This window comes from Ideonella aquatica (genome assembly GCF_018069755.1).
Classification (GTDB): Bacteria; Pseudomonadota; Gammaproteobacteria; order Burkholderiales; family Burkholderiaceae_C; genus Ideonella; species Ideonella aquatica.
The window spans coordinates 49,942-67,181 of sequence record NZ_JAGQDE010000011.1 but is presented as its reverse complement, the minus strand read 5'-3'; the positions used below and the strand labels follow the sequence as shown (position 1 = coordinate 67,181).

14 protein-coding genes are annotated in these 17,240 nt (G+C 70.3%); 6 read left to right on the top strand and 8 right to left on the bottom strand.

Going from position 1 to position 17,240, the window contains the following annotated elements:
• Positions 1 to 83 precede the first annotated feature (83 nt).
• From KAK06_RS13435 to KAK06_RS13410, 6 genes are all read left to right on the top strand, one after another.
• Positions 84 to 2,738 (top strand): glycosyltransferase, encoded by a 2,655-nt coding sequence (locus tag KAK06_RS13435; RefSeq protein WP_310741092.1) that lies wholly within the window; start codon positions 84 to 86, stop codon positions 2,736 to 2,738.
• A 103-nt stretch (positions 2,739 to 2,841) separates the two neighbouring features.
• The gene (locus KAK06_RS13430) at positions 2,842 to 3,657 is read left to right on the top strand and encodes an ABC transporter permease (protein WP_210802630.1); all 816 of its coding nucleotides are present in this window, start codon (positions 2,842 to 2,844) and stop codon (positions 3,655 to 3,657) included.
• 7 nt (positions 3,658 to 3,664) lie between these two features.
• Positions 3,665 to 4,345 carry an ABC transporter ATP-binding protein gene (locus tag KAK06_RS13425; RefSeq protein WP_210802629.1) on the top strand — a complete coding sequence of 227 codons (681 nt, stop codon included), beginning with the start codon at positions 3,665 to 3,667 and terminating at the stop codon, positions 4,343 to 4,345.
• A complete protein-coding gene (locus KAK06_RS13420) occupies positions 4,345 to 5,472 on the top strand; it encodes a KpsE/RkpR family capsule polysaccharide export protein (protein WP_210802628.1) in 1,128 nt (375 codons plus the stop codon). The genes KAK06_RS13425 and KAK06_RS13420 overlap by 1 nt, the downstream gene beginning before the upstream one ends.
• A 3-nt stretch (positions 5,473 to 5,475) precedes the next feature.
• Positions 5,476 to 7,188: a polysaccharide biosynthesis/export family protein gene (locus tag KAK06_RS13415; protein WP_210802627.1), complete on the top strand. Its 1,713-nt coding sequence runs from the start codon at positions 5,476 to 5,478 to the stop codon at positions 7,186 to 7,188.
• Positions 7,189 to 7,547: 359 nt separating this feature from the next.
• Positions 7,548 to 8,873: a hypothetical protein gene (locus KAK06_RS13410; protein ID WP_210802626.1), complete on the top strand. Its 1,326-nt coding sequence runs from the start codon at positions 7,548 to 7,550 to the stop codon at positions 8,871 to 8,873.
• Here the strand turns inward: KAK06_RS13410 and KAK06_RS13405 are convergent, their stop codons facing one another.
• The 8 genes from KAK06_RS13405 to KAK06_RS13370 form a co-directional block, all read right to left on the bottom strand.
• Positions 8,874 to 10,133: a hypothetical protein gene (locus KAK06_RS13405; protein ID WP_210802625.1), complete on the bottom strand. Its 1,260-nt coding sequence runs from the start codon at positions 10,131 to 10,133 to the stop codon at positions 8,874 to 8,876.
• Positions 10,130 to 10,924, bottom strand: coding sequence for a sulfotransferase family 2 domain-containing protein (locus tag KAK06_RS13400; protein ID WP_210802624.1), 795 nt, complete (start codon positions 10,922 to 10,924; stop codon positions 10,130 to 10,132). The genes KAK06_RS13405 and KAK06_RS13400 overlap by 4 nt, the downstream gene beginning before the upstream one ends.
• Positions 10,925 to 10,967: 43 nt before the next feature.
• Positions 10,968 to 11,672: a CatB-related O-acetyltransferase gene (locus KAK06_RS24575; RefSeq protein ID WP_310741089.1), complete on the bottom strand. Its 705-nt coding sequence runs from the start codon at positions 11,670 to 11,672 to the stop codon at positions 10,968 to 10,970.
• 166 nt (positions 11,673 to 11,838) lie between these two features.
• The gene (locus KAK06_RS13390) at positions 11,839 to 12,231 is read right to left on the bottom strand and encodes a hypothetical protein (RefSeq protein ID WP_210802622.1); all 393 of its coding nucleotides are present in this window, start codon (positions 12,229 to 12,231) and stop codon (positions 11,839 to 11,841) included.
• 178 nt (positions 12,232 to 12,409) lie between these two features.
• Positions 12,410 to 13,531 carry a UDP-galactopyranose/dTDP-fucopyranose mutase family protein gene (locus KAK06_RS13385; RefSeq protein WP_310741088.1) on the bottom strand — a complete coding sequence of 374 codons (1,122 nt, stop codon included), beginning with the start codon at positions 13,529 to 13,531 and terminating at the stop codon, positions 12,410 to 12,412.
• Positions 13,532 to 13,624: 93 nt separating this feature from the next.
• Entirely contained in the window at positions 13,625 to 15,073 is a 1,449-nt protein-coding gene (locus KAK06_RS13380) for a mannose-1-phosphate guanylyltransferase/mannose-6-phosphate isomerase (RefSeq protein WP_210802621.1), read from the bottom strand.
• Positions 15,074 to 15,134: 61 nt separating this feature from the next.
• Positions 15,135 to 15,674 (bottom strand): dTDP-4-dehydrorhamnose 3,5-epimerase, encoded by a 540-nt coding sequence (gene rfbC / locus KAK06_RS13375; RefSeq protein WP_210802620.1) that lies wholly within the window; start codon positions 15,672 to 15,674, stop codon positions 15,135 to 15,137.
• Between the two features lie 52 nt (positions 15,675 to 15,726).
• Positions 15,727 to 17,235 carry a DUF1501 domain-containing protein gene (locus KAK06_RS13370; RefSeq protein ID WP_210802619.1) on the bottom strand — a complete coding sequence of 503 codons (1,509 nt, stop codon included), beginning with the start codon at positions 17,233 to 17,235 and terminating at the stop codon, positions 15,727 to 15,729.
• Positions 17,236 to 17,240: the final 5 nt, after the last annotated feature.

The window sequence follows — 17,240 nt, the reverse complement described above, 5'->3', positions numbered from 1 at the left end:
GCCCCACAGGGTACCGGGGCCGCGGCCGCGGCAGGTCTTTGAGGTGTCACGTTGAGCGGATGGCGGGGTGAGCGTTGATCGAGGTGCCCAAGCGCGCCTTGGATGCGCGGGTGATGCTGCAAAGCATCCGCCTGCTGCGCTCGCTTGGGCGGGCGGTGGGCCGCTCGAACTCGCTGGTGCGCTTCGAGGCCGAGCTCACCCGCGGCATGGGCCTGTTCGACACCCCGTTCTACCTGTCGCAGGTGGACGCCGCCGAGCTGGGCGGCATGAAGCCGCTGCGCCACTATGTGCTGCGCGGCGACGCTGCCGGCCTGTCGCCCAGCCCGCTGCTCGATGTGCGCCACTATGACGCCCAGTGCAGCGACCGCCAGGGCATCAACCGCCTGCTGCACTACGGCCTGATCGGCCGTTTCCAGGGCCTGTCGCCGTCGCCCTGGTTCGACGCCGAGTACTACCTGCGCTGCAACCCCGATGTGGCCCAGTCAGGCATCGAGCCGCTGCGCCATTTCGTGCGCTGGGGCTGGCGCGAGGGCCGCAACCCGCTGCCCGGCGTGGACATTCGCCGTCTGCTGGCCAGCCAACCCGAGCTGCGGGTGGTCAAGGGCAACGCGCTGGCGCTGTTCGCCACCGATGCCATCGCGCGCCACGTGCAGGCCAACGCGCAGGAGCGCTCCGCGCGGGTGCCGGCGCCGGTGCCGCTGCGCCGCCAGGACAGCCTGCAGGACCGCGACATGCTGGACCCCGAGCTGTGGCAGGCGGTGCAGCCGCGCCAGTGGCCGGCGGCGCCCCAGGTCGATGTGCTGGTGCCGGTCTACGGCGGCCTGCAGGAAACCCTGCGCTGCCTCTACACCGTGCTGACCACGCCGGTGCGCACGCCGCACGAGGTGGTGGTCATCAATGACGCCAGCCCGCTGCCTGAACTCTCGGCCATGCTGCGCACGCTGGCCGGCCGCGGTCTGATCACGCTGGAGGTCAATCGCGCCAACCTGGGCTTCGTCGGCACCGTCAACAAGGGCCTGCGCATGCACCGGCTGCGCGATGTGGTCATCCTCAACAGCGACACCGAGGTCTACAACGACTGGCTCGACCGCCTGCTGGCCCACGCCCGCGCCTACCCGCGCCTGGGCAGCATCACGCCGCTGTCGAACAACGCCACCATCTGCAGCTACCCCGAGACCCTGGGCGACAACCGCCTGCCGCTGGAGCTGCCGCACGACGAGATCGACCGCCTGGCGGCCGAGGTCAACCGCCTGCGCCATGTCACCGCCCCCACCGGCGTGGGTTTTTGCATGTACCTGCGCCGCGCGGCGCTGCGCGACGTCGGCCTGCTCGACGAGCGCCGCTTCGGCCGCGGCTACGGCGAGGAAAACGACCTCTGCCAGCGCATGCTGCAGCGCGGCTGGACCAATGCCATCGCCTGCGACATCTATGTGCGCCACGTCGGCTCGGTCAGCTTCAAGGGCGAGGCGGCGCAGCGCACCGCCCGTGCGATCCGCACGCTCGAGCGGCTCTACCCCGATTACAACCAGCAGGTCGCCCGCCACATTGCCGCCGACCCCGCGCTGCCCTACCGCGCGCGCCTGGACCTGGCGCGCCTGAAGCGCCTGCGGCGCGACCGCAATGTGCTGCTGGTCTGCCACAGCCGCGGCGGCGGCACCGAGCGCCACCTGCTGGAAGAGTCGCAGCGCCTGCTGGCCGAAGGCTCGGGCGTGTTCGAGCTGCGCCCCTCACCGCAGGCCGACGCGGTGGCCCTGGTCCACCCCGGCCTGTACGGCCTGCACAACCTGGCCGCGCTGTCGCTGGCCCCGGGCGGCCTGTTCGACGAGGCGGTCGAGGAGCTGGGCCTCAACGAGATCCACGTCCACCACCTGATCGACTTCGCGCCGCGCACCGCCGAGCGCCTGACCGAGATCGCCGCCGCCCGCGCGCTGTCGCTGCGGGTGGCGGTACACGACTACTACAGCGTCTGCCCGCGCGTGAACCTGATCAACGCCGAGGGCCGCTACTGCGGCGACGCCGACGCCGAGGCCTGCAACCGCTGCCTGAGTGCCGACCAGATGATCAGCCAGACCGGCCCGATCGACGCCTGGCGCAGCCGCCATGCCCATCTGCTGTCGGTGGCCGACCAGCTGGTGGTGCCCTCCGAGGACGTCGCGCGGCGCATGGTGCGCCTGATGCCCGGCCTGACACCCGAGGTCGAGCCGCACGAGGACGAGCCGCCGCCGCGCGTCTCGGCCTCGCCGCTGGTGCCGGCCGGCCAGTCGGTGCGGGTGATGGTCATCGGCGCGATCAGCCGCATCAAGGGCTTCGACGTGGTGCTGGGCCTGGCCCGGGCCGCACGCCAGGCCCAGCTGCCGCTGGAGCTGTCGCTGCTGGGCTACTCGATGAACGACGGCGAGCTGGCCAGCCAGGGCGTGCGCCTGCTGGGCCGCTACTTCGACAACGAGCTGGGCGAGCGCATCCACCAGGCCGACCCGCACCTGATCCTGGTGCCCTCGGTCTGGCCCGAGACCTACTGCTACGTGCTGTCCGGCGCACTGCACAGCGGCCGGCGCGTGGCGGTGTTCGACCTGGGTGCCCAGGCCGACCGCGCCCGCCAGCACGACCCGCACCACCTGGTGCTGCCGCTGGCGCTGGCCGATCGCCATGAGGAACTGGCCCGCTTGCTGCTGGGCTCGGCGCGCGCGCCCGAGCTGGCGCCGGGCGCCGAGCCGGTGCGTGCCCAGGGGGGCGCATGATGCGGTGGCGCAGCAGCCTGCCCCGCTACACTGGCGGGGTGATCGTTCCATCGTTACCGGCGGCCTGCCGCGCCCAGCCTGTCCTGCGCCGGAGGGCCTGCGCATGAGCCTGTCGGCGGTCGACCAGGTCCTGAAGCGGCGCTCGCCCTGGCAGATCCAGCGCGCCGTGGTTTTCGCGCTGATGATGCGCGAGCTCAAGACGCGCTTTGGCGGCCACTGGACCGGCGTGTTCTGGATGTTTGCCGAGCCGATCGCCGAGCTGCTGATGTTCCTGTGGATGAACACCGCCATCCGCGGCCGCATCTCGCGCGACGGCTACGACTTCATCGTCTTCCTGCTGGCCGGCGCCACCGGCTTTCGCATGTTCCGCGCGCTTTGGAACCGCCTCAGTCATGCGGCCTCGGCCAACCGAGGCCTGTTCGGCTTCAAGCAGGTCAAGCCGATGGATGCCTTCGTCGCCCGCACGGCGCTGTACGTGGTGCTGGAGATCGCCATCTTCCTGATGACCGCGCTGCTGCTGGCCCGCATGGGCTACGGCCCGATGGTTCCGCACGACATCCTGGCCTTCATGGGCGTGCTGAGCCAGTTCGTGCTGTTCGGGCTGGCGCTGGGCATCATCTTCGCGGTGCTGCTGGATGTGGCGCCGCGGCTGGACGCGGTCACCTCGGTGCTGACCATGCCGATCATGATCCTCTCCGGCGTGATCTTCCGCCTGGACCAGCTGCCGCCCGAGGTCATCCAGCTGCTGCTCTACAACCCGCTGCTGCACCTGGTCGAGATGTCGCGCGTGGCCTACCTGCCTTCCTACCGGCCGCTGCAGGGCGCCAACATCCTGTACCCGAGCATGTGGACGATTTGCGCCGTCACGCTGGCGCTGATGCTGTACCGCTGGCGCCACCGCCAGCTGATTGCCTCGTGAGCGTCGGATGATCGAGCTCGTCAACCTGACCAAGTACTACCCCACCCCGCAGGGGCGCTACTACGTCTTTCGCGACCTGAACTTCACGTTCCCGGACGGTGTCAGCATCGGCCTGATGGGACGCAACGGCGCCGGCAAGTCGACGCTGATGCGGCTGATGGGCGGTCTGGACACGCCCGACAGCGGCGAGGTCCGCACCAACAACAGCATCTCCTGGCCGGTGGGCTTCGGCTCGGGCTTCCAGGGCTCGCTCAGTGCGCGTGACAACGTGCGCTTTGTCTGCCGCGTCTATGGCGCGCACGGCGAGGCCATGCGCGAGCGCGTGCGCTTCGTCGAGGAGTTCGCCGAGATCGGCCGCTTCTTCGACATGCCGCTCAAGACCCTGTCCTCGGGCATGCGCGGGCGGGTCAGCTTCGGCCTGAGCATGGCTTTCGCCTTCGACTACTACCTGGTCGACGAGGGCATGGCCGCGGGCGACCCGATCTTCCGCAAGAAGGCCCATGCCGCCTTCAAGGAGCGGGTCAGCCGCGCCAACCTGATCCTGGTGTCGCACAACATCAAGGACATCCAGGACCTCTGCGACGTGGTCGTCGTGCTCGAGGGCGGCGCCGCCACGCTCTACGAGGACGTCGCCGAAGGCCTGAAGGTCTACCAGAACATGAAGTCGCCCGCCGCGACACCTCGCTGATGAACATCCTCAAGATCCTCAACCCGCGCGTCGTCGCCCTGCTGACGCTGGTGCTGCCGACGGCGCTGGGTACCGTCTACTACTTCGGCCTGGCCGCCGACCGCTACGTCAGCCACGCCGTGGTCGGCGTCAAGGACACCGGCGAGGGCAGCAGCTCCGGCGGCAGCGGCGGGCTGGCCGGTGCCGCGTCGATGCTGCTGGGCGGCGGCGTGGCAGCCACCTCGCTGAGCGACACCTTCTACCTGCAGAACTACATCCTCTCGATGGATCTGCTGAACAAGCTCGACGCCCGCCTCAAGCTGCGCGAGCACTACAGCCGCTCCGGCCTGGATCCGATCTACCGCGTCTGGAGCTGGACCACGCAGGAGTCCTTCCTCGAGTTCTACCGCAACCGCGTCGAGATCACCCGCGACGACTACTCCGGCCTGCTCACCGTCGACGTGCAGGGCTTCGAGCCGCGCTTTGCCCAGGCGCTGTCGCAGGGCATCCTGCAGGAGAGCGAAGCCTTCATCAACGAGTACTCGCACCGCATCGCGCGCGAGAAGATGCGCTTTGCCGAGGGCGAGCTGCAGAGCTCGCGCAAGCGCCTCGAGGAAGCCAAGCAGCAGGTCGCCGCCTTCCAGACCACTTACAAGCTGCTCGACCCCGGCTCTCAGGCGGCGGCGGCCAGCTCCCTGACCGCCGGCCTGCAGGCCAAGCTGGCGCAGCAGGAGGCCGAGCTGCGCGCCGCGCTGGCCATCATGCAGGACGACTCCTTCCAGGTGCGTGCGCTGCGCTCGCAACTGGCCGCCACGCGCGCCCAGCTTGACGCCGAGCGCCAACGCAGCACCGGCGCCAGCGTCGACAGTGCCCAGCTGCCGACGCTGAACATCAAGTTCCAGGAGCTGCTGTCCACGGCGGTCTTTGCCGAGGAAGCCCACAAGGCCTCGTTGATGGCCTACGAGCACGCCCGGCTGGACACCACGCGCAAGCTCAAGACCGTGGTGGTCATCGAGCCGCCCACGCTGCCCCAGGAAGCGCTCTACCCGCGCCGCCTCTACAACCTGTTCACCGTGATGGCCCTGGCCTTCATGGCCTTCGTGATCACCCGCCTGACCCTGGCGACGATCCGCGAACACCAGGACTGACCCATGAAGAAACGTCTCCACTCCGCCCTGTCGCTGCTGCTGGCGTCGCTGGTGCTGCTGAGCCTGCCGCTGGCGCAGGCCCAGGCGCCCGTGGCCGCGTCGGCCCCGGCGCCTGCCCCTGGCGGCGCGCCGCCCATGACCGCTGCCCCGGCGGTGGCCGCACCTGCCCCGGTCACGCCGGCCACCGCCGCCACCGTGCCGCTCGCGCCGCTGCCCATCGATCCGGCGCTGAGCCTCAAGCCGGTGGTCTTCGGGTCGCAGATGTTCACCGGCCGCTTCGCCCAGCAGACCTTCAGCGGCTTCAACCCCGACTACCAGATCGCCGTCGGTGACCGGCTGATGATCCGCATGTGGGGCGCCCAGGTCTACGAGGCCTACCAGACCGTCGACCCGCAGGGCAACATCTTCGTGCCCAACGTCGGCCCGGTGGCCGTGCTGGGCGTGCGCAACACCGACCTGAACCGCCAGGTCGAGGAAGCCGTCAAGCGCGTCTTCCGCGCCAACGTGGGCATCTACGCCACGCTCGATTCGGCGCAGCCGGTCAAGCTCTTCGTCACCGGCTTCGTGCGCGCGCCCGGCCTGTATGCCGGCCTGTCGTCCGACTCGGTGCTGGCCTACCTCGACCGTGCCGGCGGCATCGACCCCGAGCGCGGCAGCTACCTCAACGTCCAGGTCATGCGCGCCGGCCGCGCGCGCGCCACGATCGATCTCTACCGCTTCCTGCTCGACGGCGTGATCGAGCGCCCGCAGCTGCAGGACGGCGACACCATCGTCGTGCAGCCGCGCCGCCACACCGTCACCGTCACCGGCGAGGCGCAGAACCCCTACCTGTTCGAGATCCGCCAGCCCAGCATCCCGGCCGCCGACCTGCTGCGCTACGCCGTGCCCAAGCCCTCGGCCACCCACCTCAGCGTGGTGCGCAACACCGGCGTCGAGCTCAAGAGCGAGTACCACGCCATCGGCAAGGCCGACCAGGTGATGGTGCAGTCGGGCGACCTGGTCACCCTCACCGCCGACAAGTACCCCACCACCCTGCTGGTGCGGGTGGACGGCGCACAGCGCGGCGAGCGCTCGATCGTGCTGCCCAACGGCGCCACGCTGAAGGACCTGATCGCCCGCCTCAACCCCTCGCCGCAGGCCAACATGGCCGGTCTGCAGCTCTACCGCAAGTCGGTGCAGGCGCGCCAGAAGCAAACGCTGGACGTGGCGCTGCGCAACCTCGAGACCTCGGCCCTGACGGCACGCTCCACCACCGCCGAGGAGGCCGCGCTGCGCAAGACCGAAGCCGACCTGATGATCGCCTTCGTCGAGCGCGCCCGCGCGGTGCAGCCGCTGGGCCAGGTGGTGCTGGCCGACCGCGAGTCGGCCGACTCGCTGCTGCTGGAAGACGGCGACGTGGTCAACGTCCCCGAGTCCAAGAACCTGGTGCTGGTCAGCGGCGAGGTGCTGTTCCCCAACGCCCTGGTCTACAGCCAGAAGGCGGCGGTCAACGACTATGTCGAGCTGGCTGGCGGCTACACCCAGAAGGCCGACACCTCCAAGGTGCTGGTGCTGCGCGCCAACGGCAGCGTGGCGCCCCAGGGCAGCACGCCGGGGCCGGGCGACGAGATCATGGTCCTGCCCAAGATCGACTCCAAGAACGTCGAGGTCACCCGCGGCATCACCCAGATCATCTACCAGATCGCCATCGCGGCGAAGGTGGCCCTGGGCCTGTGATGCCCGGCTGATCGCCCCCCAGCCCCCCGCCTGACCAGGGCGCCGGACGCAAGTCCGGCGCCCTTTGTCTTTGGGGCGCCCAGCGCCGATCAGCCCGGCCATCGGGCCCGAATCCGCCGTTTCAGTGCGCGCGGCCCCGTCCGCCATCGGCGATGCCGCGTCGAACTTGAGCGGCAACAGCGCCAGAAAGCTCCCCCACACCCGCCTCAAAGGCCGAGCCCAGTCCTCCGAAACCCAGGCCATGCGCTGCGCAGCACGCGCCGCGCGCCACCAGCCGAGGTTTCGCGATGTCTGTCTCTGTCTCTCCTGCCCGCGGGGCCCTGCCGGGCCGTCCCCTTCATGCTCTCAGCCTGCTGGCCATGGCCGCGGCACTCAGTGCCTGCGGTGGCGGCGGAGGCGGCGGCAGCGACACCGGAACCGACCCCGGTGGCAACGTCGACCAGCCGCAGGGCAGCACCCCGGTCACGATCGATGCGCTGGCCAGCGGCGCTGGCGTGTTCCACTTCAAGGTGGGCGCCTCGCTGGCGTCCGACACCGGGCTGAAGGGCGCCGTCGGCGGCAGCACCTATGCCGCCTGGAACCCGGCCAGCAGCAGCAAGCTCCTGTCGGCCGGCCTGAAGGTCACCTTCTTCGGCAAGGCCGGCGGCTGCCCCGGCACGCGTGACGGCGTGGTCGATGCCGGCGAAGCGCGCGACCTGGGCGTGGCGGCGGCGGCGGCCTCGATCAGCAGCAGCGCCTCGACGCTGTGGCGCTGGGCGCCCTCGGGCCAGTCCACCGGCTGCAACAGCGCCTCCAAGGTGCTCAGCGGGCCGTCGATCACCTACCTCAACCCCACCGACAGCACCGGCGGCCTGGCCATGTACACCCATGCCGGCCCGCGCAGCGACGGCAGCAGCGGCCTGGTCAACGCCTATGGCGCCGAAGGCCAGGACGGCAAGGGCAGCAACGCCCACATCATCGGCACCTTCTCGGCGTTCCGGCAGGCCTGGAACAGCAGCAGCGCGATCAAGCCCTGGGTGGGCCTGAAGTCCACCGCGCAGCAGGCCTCTGCACGGGTGGTGGCCACGCTGGGCGTGGGCGCCGCCGACCTGGGCACCGATGTGACCAGCCAGACCATCCAGGCCAAGCAGCAGATCAGCACCAGCTTCATCAACACCCAGTGCATGGCCGAGGGCTACAGCGCCAAGCGCCCGTGCCAGCTGCAGTACCTGTTCAACACCGCGATCTACCGCTACGGCGTGAGCGACTGGTCCAGCGTCGGCTGGTTCCAGGAAGGCGGCGTCTGGTTCGATCCCATGCAGGGCGGCGTGCCGGTGATCGACGGCCCGGTCAAGGCCTCGGGCCAGACCGTGGTGGACGCCAGCAGCGGCCTGGCCCTGTTCAGCTCCAAGGGCGACGCCACGCAGCACGGCAGCTTCAACGGCAAGACCTTTGACCTGCGCATCAGCTTCACCCAGCTGCAGAACGTGCTGCGGGTGATCTCGGGCCGCAAGGCCGGTGTTGCGCCGGCCGATGTGACCGACGAGCAGCTGGTCGCCGACTGGGGCACGCGCTGGAACGATCCGAGCGCCTGGGCCCTGCTCAACTCGGCCATCGGTCAGGAGATCTACAACCCCGAGTCGGAGCAGCGCGCCGTCAGCATTGGCGGCAACCTCAAGCAGCTCTACGTGGCGCCGCAGTCCTGATCAGCGCGGCAGGCTGCTGATCTCCAGCAGCCGCAGCTGGCCGCCGATCGCGGCGGTCTCGCGGCCGGCGCGGTTGTAGGCCTCCTGGCCCATGTTCAGGCTCAGCAGCACCCAGGCCTCGGGGCGGTTCCAGTCGGGGCCGAACTGGGCCTCCAGCTCCTCGGCGCGCAGGTTCTCGGGGGCGCGCTTGAGCTGACGCCCGACGATCACGCGCTGGGCCGCCAGCAGGTCGCGAAAGCGCACCCGCAGATCGAACACCCGGTCGGCAAACGGCTGGTGCTGCGACGCGGCGCCCTCGGAGCGGTACAGCGGCAGCCGGCTGGCGGCGTCCAGCGCCACGCGGCCGGCCTCGCCCACCGGGCCACGCACCACCGGCATCGCGCCCTGGGCCGGATCGGTCATCACCGAGGCCTGCTGGAACCACGCCACGCGCGACCAGTCGCTCACGCCGCTGCGGTAGACCGCGGTGTTGAACAGGTACTGGATCTGGCACAGGCGCTTCTGGCCGGGGCGGTTCTCGCGCAGGCAGCGCGGGTTGATGACGGTCATCCCCAGCTGCTGCTTGACCTGCAGCTCGCCCTCGGGCGTGCGTGCCGAGCCGGCCTGCACCTGGGCCACGCCCTGGCGCGAGCGCAGCTGCAGCTCGGACTCGGGGCCGCCGGCCCAGGGCCGGAACGCCTGCTCGCTGTTCCAGGCTTGTCGAAAGTGGACGAAGCTGCCCTGGATGTGCGCATTCGCCCCGGTGCGACCCTGGCCGCCCGGGCCATAGGCCTGGAAGCGCGTCTGCGGGCCGGTCACCGTGTACAGGCCCAGGCCGCCCTCGTCGGGGTCGGTGTTGAGCTGCGCCAAGGCCTGCTCGCCGGGCGCGGCGTCGGTGGCCGCGCCGCGGCACACACGCGGCAGCGGCGCCGGCTCCCAGTGGTGGCGCTGATCCGGGCGGCCGGGGGGCAGCCCGGTCAGCTCGGCCAGGCGGCGCCAGCCGCCGCCGTCATCGGTCTGCCGCAGCGGACCGCCTTGCGGTGCCTCGGTCCCGGTGGGGCAGCCTTCCAGCTCGCCAAAGAACATCAGCTTCGGCCCCGGGCGCAGGATGGCGTCAGAGGGGCCGCCGTTCCAGGACCGCCAGACATCGGCCGCGGCCAGGCGCGCGTAGTGCTCGGGCCCGAACACCTGCAGCGTGGCCGCTGCGCGCTGCTGCGCACCCGCCGTGGCCGACAGCGCCACGCAGGCGGCCAGGGCCAGGCGGTGCGGCGTGTGCGTCATGCCGCGCCGGGCTGCTTGTGGCGCGCGCTGTAGTGCGCGTACAGCTCGTTGTCCATCTCGCACCACGAGGCAATGCACTTCATCGTCTCCTCGGAGGCCCCCAGCTCGCGCAGACGCTGCACGCGCGACTGCACCGGCAGGCTGTCGTTGACGTTGTTGCGGAACTCGCTGCGCGGCAGGCTGCGCCCCGGCATGGCCAGCTGGCCGATGGTCTCGAACACCGCCGGCATCTCGTCCACCGTGAACACCCGGTCCAGCTCGGCCAGGTTGGCGCGCGCCACGTCCATCAGCTTCTCGCGGCTGAACACGCCGCGGTTTTGCAGGCCCACCAGGCCGGTGCGCCCGCGGTAGGTGCGGCCGGCGAAGTAGTAGGTGTAGAAGTTGTCGTAGTGGTCGTTCAGGAAATTGCGCAGGTGCGGCGGCCCGGCCAGGAAGTACTCGTCGGGCGTCATCTCGGCCGCCGCGCGCATGCCGGTGTGCTGCGGCTTGGCGCGCTCTGCGGGCGACAGCGCCTCGCCCTGCTTGCGCAGGAAAAAGTAGAACGACAGGATGCGCTCCATGGGGTCGCGCAGGATCGTGAAGCGGTAGCTGGGTCCCTTGAGGCAGTCCAGCAGGCACCAGTCAAAGTGCCCCGAGAACACCTGGTAGCGGTTCAGCTCGGCGATGCTCAGCAGCCGCAGCTGGTCGTTGACGCGGGCCGGGCAGATGGCCGCGGGCTCGAAGGCCGATTCCAGGGCGGCGTGCACCGACTGGCCGGCGGTCTTGGGAATGTGGAGGAAGACGACGCGCATGGAGGAGCATGCCGGCCGCAGCACGGCTCAGCGGCAGGGACCCTCAGACCAGCGAGGACAGCTGGATCTTCTCGGGCTGGTAGGTCTGCTTGCCATCGGCACGCAGTTGTTCGACGAAATCGATGAAGGCCGGGAACTGGTCCACCGGCGCCCCCTTCAGGTCCCAGGGGGCGAACTCCCACCAGCGGGTGCGCAGCATGCGCTCGACCCGCTTGTCGCGGAAGCGGTATTTCTTGACCACCGCCGGGCTGCCGGCCACCACGGCGTAGGGCGGCACGTCCTTGGTGACCACCGACATGGCGGCGATCACCGCGCCGTCGCCAATCGTCACGCCCGGCAGGATGAAGGCGCCGTGGCCGATCCAGACGTCGTTGCCGATGGTGGTGAGCTTGGCCGTCACCGGCGGTGCCGTGCGCGGAAAATCCTTGGCCGGCTGCATCGCGCAGCCCTCGGGCGGCGGCATGTCCAGCACGCCCTTGTAGTCCTGGTAGAAGAACGGCGAGGTGCTGAACCAGTGCATCGGGTGCGGGTGGCGACCGATCTGGACGTTTTCACCGAACGAGCAGTAGCGGCCGATGCGGCAGCCGAAGTAGAAGCCGCTGACCGCGTAGCTGAACGCGCCCAGGTGCAGCGAATGCGCGATCTGCATCCACTTCAGGCTGCAGGGCGGCTCGAGGACCACGTTGTCGGGCAGCGTCGCGCCGGGGGACAGCAGGCTCGACACGCCACGCGCGGTCAGCTTGTCCATGAGTCCCGAGGTGAGTTTGATCGGCATGCTCAGGCGGCAATGAGAGGACGGTGGGACCGTCGAGAAAGCGCAAGGCCCGAGCGCAGCGCACTCGGGCCGTCAGGGCCTGGCGGCCCGGCTGGTGCGCCCGGGCGCTGTCAGGCGCGCGGGCGGGGCCTGGTGAGACTCAGGCGGGCTTGGCAGCCTTGGCGGCGGCCTTGGTGGCTGCCTTGGTCGCGGCCTTGCCGGCCTGGCGGGCCGCCTTTTTCTCGGCGCGCGCGGCGCTGCGCTCGGCGCCCGGGGCCTTCTTGCCGGAGCGCTCAGCCTTGGACTCGGCGTCCTTGGCCTTGGCCAGCTTCAGGATGATGCGGCGCTTGGACTCGCCACCTTCTTCGCCCTTGACGGGCTTGGTCATCACCTGGAAGTTACCCAGGGGAGACAGCTTCAGCGGGCCATCGGCAGCGCTGCCGAGTTCTTCGGCCAGAGCGGTCAGCGCGGTGCGCAGCACCTTGTTGATCTGCGGTGCAGCGATCTCGGGGTGAGCGGCGGCCACCTTGGCGGCCAGTTCCTTGATACCCATGTCGATACTTTCCTTGTGTCAGCTTTCGAATGGTGCAGGCGGGACTGCTTCTGACGAGCCTGCTACTGCACGCGGTGAATTATGCGGCCATTCATTCGGCGCGCAGGTCAAAAAACTGGGGGCTTCGGCCTGTGTGCGCGGCCCTGTGCGGGACATTTGCACGCTCCCGCAGGTCTGCTCAGGCCTGGTGCGCACCGATGAAGCTGCGCACCGCATCCAGCGCGGCGCGGATGGTGACGTCCATGTCCATGTAGCGGTAGGTGCCTAGGCGGCCCACGAAGCTCACGCGCGTTTCCTGCGCGGCGCGTGCCTGGTAGCGCTGCAGCAGCTGGTCACCCTCGGTCAGGTGGACCGGGTAGTAGGGCACATCGTTCTCGCCGCAGGTCCGGCTGAACTCGCGGTAGCACACCGAGCGCGCATGCTCTTCCCAGGGCGCGAAGTGCTTGTGCTCGGTGATGCGGGTGTAGGGCACGTCCACGTCGTTGTAGTTCATCACGGCGCAGCCCTGCACATCGCCCTCGCCCTCGAAGCGCTCGAAATCCAGCGTGCGGTAGGGCAGGCGGCCGTCAGCGTGGCCGTAAAAGGCGTCCAGCGGGCCCGACCAGAAGACATGGTCGTACTGGCCCACATCGGCCGGGCGCAGCGCGCTGCCCAGGTGCACGATGATGTTCGGGTGGTCCAGCATGCGCTGGACCATCACGGTGTAGCCCTCGGCCGGCATGCCCTGGAAGCGGTGGGCGAAGTAGTTGTCGTTGTAGTTGAAGCGCACCGGCAGGCGCTTGAGGATGGCGGCCGGCAGGCGCTTCGGGTCAACCTCCCACTGCTTGAGCGTGTAGCCCTTGAAGAAGGCTTCGTACAGCTCGCGCCCGATGAAGCGCATCGCCTGCTCTTCAAAGCTCTGTGGGTCGGTGATCGAGGTGTCGGCCTGGCGCTCGATGAAGGCGCGCGCCTCGGTGGGCGAGAAGGTCTTGCCGAAGAACTGGTTGATCGTGTGCAGGTTGATCGGCAGCGAAAACACCTGCCCGCGCGCCGTGGCCTTGACCCGGTTCACGTAGGGCTTGAAGTCCATGTAGCGGTTCACCAGCGTCCACACCTCCTCGTCGTCGGTGTGGAAGATGTGCGGCCCGTAGACATGCACCATCACGCCCGAGCCGGCGTCGCGCTCGGTGTGGCAGTTGCCCGCCACATGCGGCCGGGTTTCGTGGATGGTGATGCGGTGGCCGCGCTCGGCCAGCTCGCGGGCGATGACCGCGCAGGACAGACCCGCGCCGGCCATGCCAATGTGCATCGAAGCGCTCATGGGGCTCTCCTTCCGGGGCCCCATGATCGACGCGGTGGGCGCGGGGCTGTCGGCGCAATAGCGCCGCACTGGCCCCGTTATTCCGCTCCCCGCTCAGCTGGTGCGGCCGTAGGTGTCCTCGAAGCGGACGATGTCGTCCTCGCCCAGGTAGCTGCCCGACTGCACTTCCACAATCTCCAGGTCCACCTTGCCCGGGTTGGCCAGGCGGTGTACCTGGCCCAGCGGGATGTAGGTGCTCTGGTTTTCGGTCAGCAGCAGGGTCTTGTCGCCGTTGGTGATCTCGGCCGTGCCGCTGACCACGATCCAGTGCTCGGCGCGGTGGTGGTGCATCTGCAGGCTGAGCGAGGCGCCCGGCTTGACCATGATGCGCTTGACCTGGAAGCGCGGGCCCATGTCGATGCTGTCGTACCAGCCCCAGGGGCGGTGGACCTTGCGGTGCAGCAGCTGCTCGCTGCGGCCACCGGCGGCCAGGCGGTTGACGATGTGCTTGACGTCCTGGCTGCGGCTGCGGTCGGCCACCATCACCGAGTCGGAGGTTTCCACCACCACCAGGTCGCGCACGCCCACGGTGGTCACCAGGCGGCTGCTGGCGTGGACCAAGGTGCGCTCGGTGTCGTGCAGCATCACGTCGCCCGCGGCCACGTTGCCGGCCTCGTCCTGCGCGCCCACCTGCCACACGGCATCCCAGGCGCCCAGGTCGTTCCAGCCGGCGGCCAGCGGCACCACGCGGATGTCGAAGGCGCTGCCGGGGCAGCGCTCCATCACCGCATAGTCCACCGATTCGGAGGGCACGGCCTCGAAGGCGGCCTTGTCCGGGCGCACGAAGCGGCCGTCGGCCTGGCGGCCGGCCCAGGCGGCCTCGCAGGCGCGCAGGATGTCGGGGCGGAACTGCGCCAGCGCCGCCAGCCACACCGAGGCGCGCAGCACGAACATGCCCGAGTTCCAGGTGTAGCCACCCTCGGCCAGGTAGGCCGCGGCGGTGGCGGCGTCAGGCTTTTCCACAAAGCGCGCGACCTTGGCCGGCGAGCCGCTGCCGGCCTCGGCGCGGATGTAGCCGTAGCCGGTCTCGGGCTTGTCGGGCGTGACGCCCAGGATCACGATGCTGCCCTGCGCGGCCTGGGCCACGGCCTGGCGCAGCGCGGCATTGAAGGCCGCCCCATCGGCCACGGTCTGGTCGGCCGGGGTGACCACCATCACCGGGTCGCCGCCGTCGGCGCGCGCCTGCAGCGCCGCCAGGGTCAGCGCGGGCGCGGTGTTGCGGCCGGCCGGCTCCAGCAGCACGGCCGCCGGCTCCTGCTTGATTTCGCGCAGCTGTTCGAGCGTCAGAAAGCGGTGCTCGGCATTGCCCACCACCACCAGCGGCTGCACCGCCAGATCCGGGGCGGCCAGCGCGGCCAGGCGCTGCGCGGCCTGCTGGAACAGGCTGCTGTCACCCGACAGCACCAGGAACTGCTTGGGGAAGCCGGCGCGCGACAGCGGCCACAGCCGGGTGCCGCTGCCACCGGCCATGATCACGGGAACGACGGGGGTCTTATCAGTCATTGCAGGGTCTCGGTCTAGGGAGGTGATGAAGAAGGAACGCAGGATTCGCGCCCGCCAGGGATCAGCGTGGGTTCAGCGGCGGGGCCGCGGCGTCCTTGGCGGACAGCAGCGGCGCCCTGCCCACATCGGGCCAGGCGATCGCCAGGTCGGGGTCGTCCCAGCGGATCGCGCCCTCGGCCTGGGGCGCGTAGTAATCGGTGGTCTTGTAGAGGAAATCGGCGCTGTCGCTGAGCACCAGAAAGCCGTGCGCCAGGCCCGGCGGAATCCACAGCTGGCGCTGGTTGTCGGCGCTCAGCTCCACGCCCACCCAGCGGCCGAAGGTGGCGCTGCCGGGGCGGATGTCCACCGCCACGTCAAACACCGCACCCGCGGCCACCCGCACCAGCTTGCCCTGGGCATGCGGCGCGTTCTGGAAGTGCAGGCCGCGCAGCACGCCCTTGGCCGAGCGTGAGTGGTTGTCCTGCACAAAGGCCGTGGGCTGGCCCACGGCGTCGTCAAAGACGCGCTGGTTGAAGCTTTCCATGAAGAAGCCCCGGTCATCGCCAAATCGCTTGGGCGTGAAGATCAGGACGCCTTCCAGGGCGGTGGTCTCAATGTGCATGGCTCGCGGGCAAGTGGCGGACCCGAAGTATCGCCGGTCCGCCCCGACCGGATCACCCCAAGAAGCCCAGTCGGCGTGAGCTGCTGGGCCAGTTGCCCAGCGCCGGCAGCAGGGCCAGCAGCTCGCTGTCGCTCAGGCCGAACCAGCGCCCCAGCGTGGCGGCGTAGCTGGCCAGGCCGGTGCTGGGCAGCAGCGCGCCGCGCTGGATCTGGTCAGGGCTGTCAAACTCGCCGTTGCCCAGCGCCGCGCCGTACACGGGCAGGCTGCCGTACAGCTCGCCACCCCGCACCGCGCCGCCCATCACGAGGTGGTGGCCGCCCCAGCCGTGGTCGGTGCCGTCGCCGTTGCTGACGAAGCTGCGCCCGAAATCGCTGGCGGTGAAGGTGGTCACCGACTGGTCCACGCCCATCTGCTGCAGCGTGCGGTCAAAGTAGCCCAGGCCGTGCGACAGCTGCGCCAGCAGCAGCGCGTGGCGCGACGGCTGGTTGTCGTGCGTGTCCCAGCCGCTCAGGCTGACAAAAAACACCTGCCGCCCCATGCCCAGCGCACTGCGCGCGGCAATCACCCGCGCCACCGCCTGCAGCTGGCCGGCCAGCGGGTTGAAGGCGGCGGCGCCGCCCAGCGGGTCAGGGCACTGCAGCAGCGGATCGGTGGCCTGGCTCTTGGCCCCCGCGCTGCTCCACGGACCCGCGGCCAAGGCCGGCAGCGCGGCCGACAGCAGCGATTCGGTGTTCATCGAGCGCTGGGTCAGCGCTGCCAGATCGCCCTCGAGCACGCCCGTGCCGCGCTGGCGGCTGGCCGCGGCCAGCAGGGCCTGGCGCGTGACCGCGCTGCCCAGCAGGGTCTCGCCCGCGCCGCCCAGGCGCACCGGCCCGGTGCCCGAGATCTGGCCGCCGGGCAGGCCCGCCGCGCTGGTCCACACCGTGCTGCCGTTGACGCCCATGGCCGCCAGGCCCGGGTGGGCATTCGACGCCCCGGCGCGCGCCGCAAAGGCGCCGCCCCAGCCCTGGGTGCTGCCCTCGTTGCCAAACGACTGCCAGTAGGCCTGCTGGTCGTTGTGCGAGAACAGCCGCCCGGGCCGGCTGCCGCGGCCGGCGGCCCAGTCGGCCTTGGTCAGTGGCTGCGACAGCGCACCCACGTTGGCCACCACGGCCAGGCGGCGTGCCGCAAACAGATCGCGCACTGTGCCCAGCACCGGGTGCAGCGCCATCTGGCGCCCGCCGGGCAGGGCGCTCAGCGGCTCCAGCGGCAGCACGCCGCCCAGGCGCGCATTCACCGACGAGGCACCCGGCCGCGCCGGGGTGCCCGGCGCCGCCAGGGCCACCGGGTCGCCGCCGCCGCCGCGCGCGGCTTCGTAAGCGGCCCAGGAGGCCGCGTCCAGCGGCAGCACGGTGTTGCAGGCGTCGTTGCCGCCAAACAGGAAGACGCAGACCAGGGCCTTGTAGCCGCTGGTGCTGGCCGCAGCGGCCTGCTGCATCGCCAGCAGGTTCAGCGCCATCGGGCTGGCGGTGTACAGGGCGGCCTGGCGCAACCAGGCGCGGCGGGACAGGGAAGGGCTCACGGGGC

Bases quoted from the DNA above. Each gene is read 5' to 3' on its own strand.
- KAK06_RS24575 (WP_310741089.1), bottom strand. From the start codon at position 11,672: ATGGACAAGCTGACCGCGCGTGGCGTGTCGAGCCTGCTGTCCCCCGGC.
- KAK06_RS13405 (WP_210802625.1), bottom strand. From the start codon at position 10,133: ATGACGCACACGCCGCACCGCCTGGCCCTGGCCGCCTGCGTGGCGCTG.
- KAK06_RS13430 (WP_210802630.1), top strand. From the start codon at position 2,842: ATGAGCCTGTCGGCGGTCGACCAGGTCCTGAAGCGGCGCTCGCCCTGG.
- KAK06_RS13400 (WP_210802624.1), bottom strand. From the start codon at position 10,924: ATGCGCGTCGTCTTCCTCCACATTCCCAAGACCGCCGGCCAGTCGGTG.
- KAK06_RS13415 (WP_210802627.1), top strand. From the start codon at position 5,476: ATGAAGAAACGTCTCCACTCCGCCCTGTCGCTGCTGCTGGCGTCGCTG.
- KAK06_RS13385 (WP_310741088.1), bottom strand. From the start codon at position 13,531: ATGAGCGCTTCGATGCACATTGGCATGGCCGGCGCGGGTCTGTCCTGC.
- KAK06_RS13390 (WP_210802622.1), bottom strand. From the start codon at position 12,231: ATGGGTATCAAGGAACTGGCCGCCAAGGTGGCCGCCGCTCACCCCGAG.
- rfbC (WP_210802620.1), bottom strand. From the start codon at position 15,674: ATGCACATTGAGACCACCGCCCTGGAAGGCGTCCTGATCTTCACGCCC.
- KAK06_RS13380 (WP_210802621.1), bottom strand. From the start codon at position 15,073: ATGACTGATAAGACCCCCGTCGTTCCCGTGATCATGGCCGGTGGCAGC.
- KAK06_RS13425 (WP_210802629.1), top strand. From the start codon at position 3,665: ATGATCGAGCTCGTCAACCTGACCAAGTACTACCCCACCCCGCAGGGG.
- KAK06_RS13420 (WP_210802628.1), top strand. From the start codon at position 4,345: ATGAACATCCTCAAGATCCTCAACCCGCGCGTCGTCGCCCTGCTGACG.
- KAK06_RS13410 (WP_210802626.1), top strand. From the start codon at position 7,548: ATGGCCGCGGCACTCAGTGCCTGCGGTGGCGGCGGAGGCGGCGGCAGC.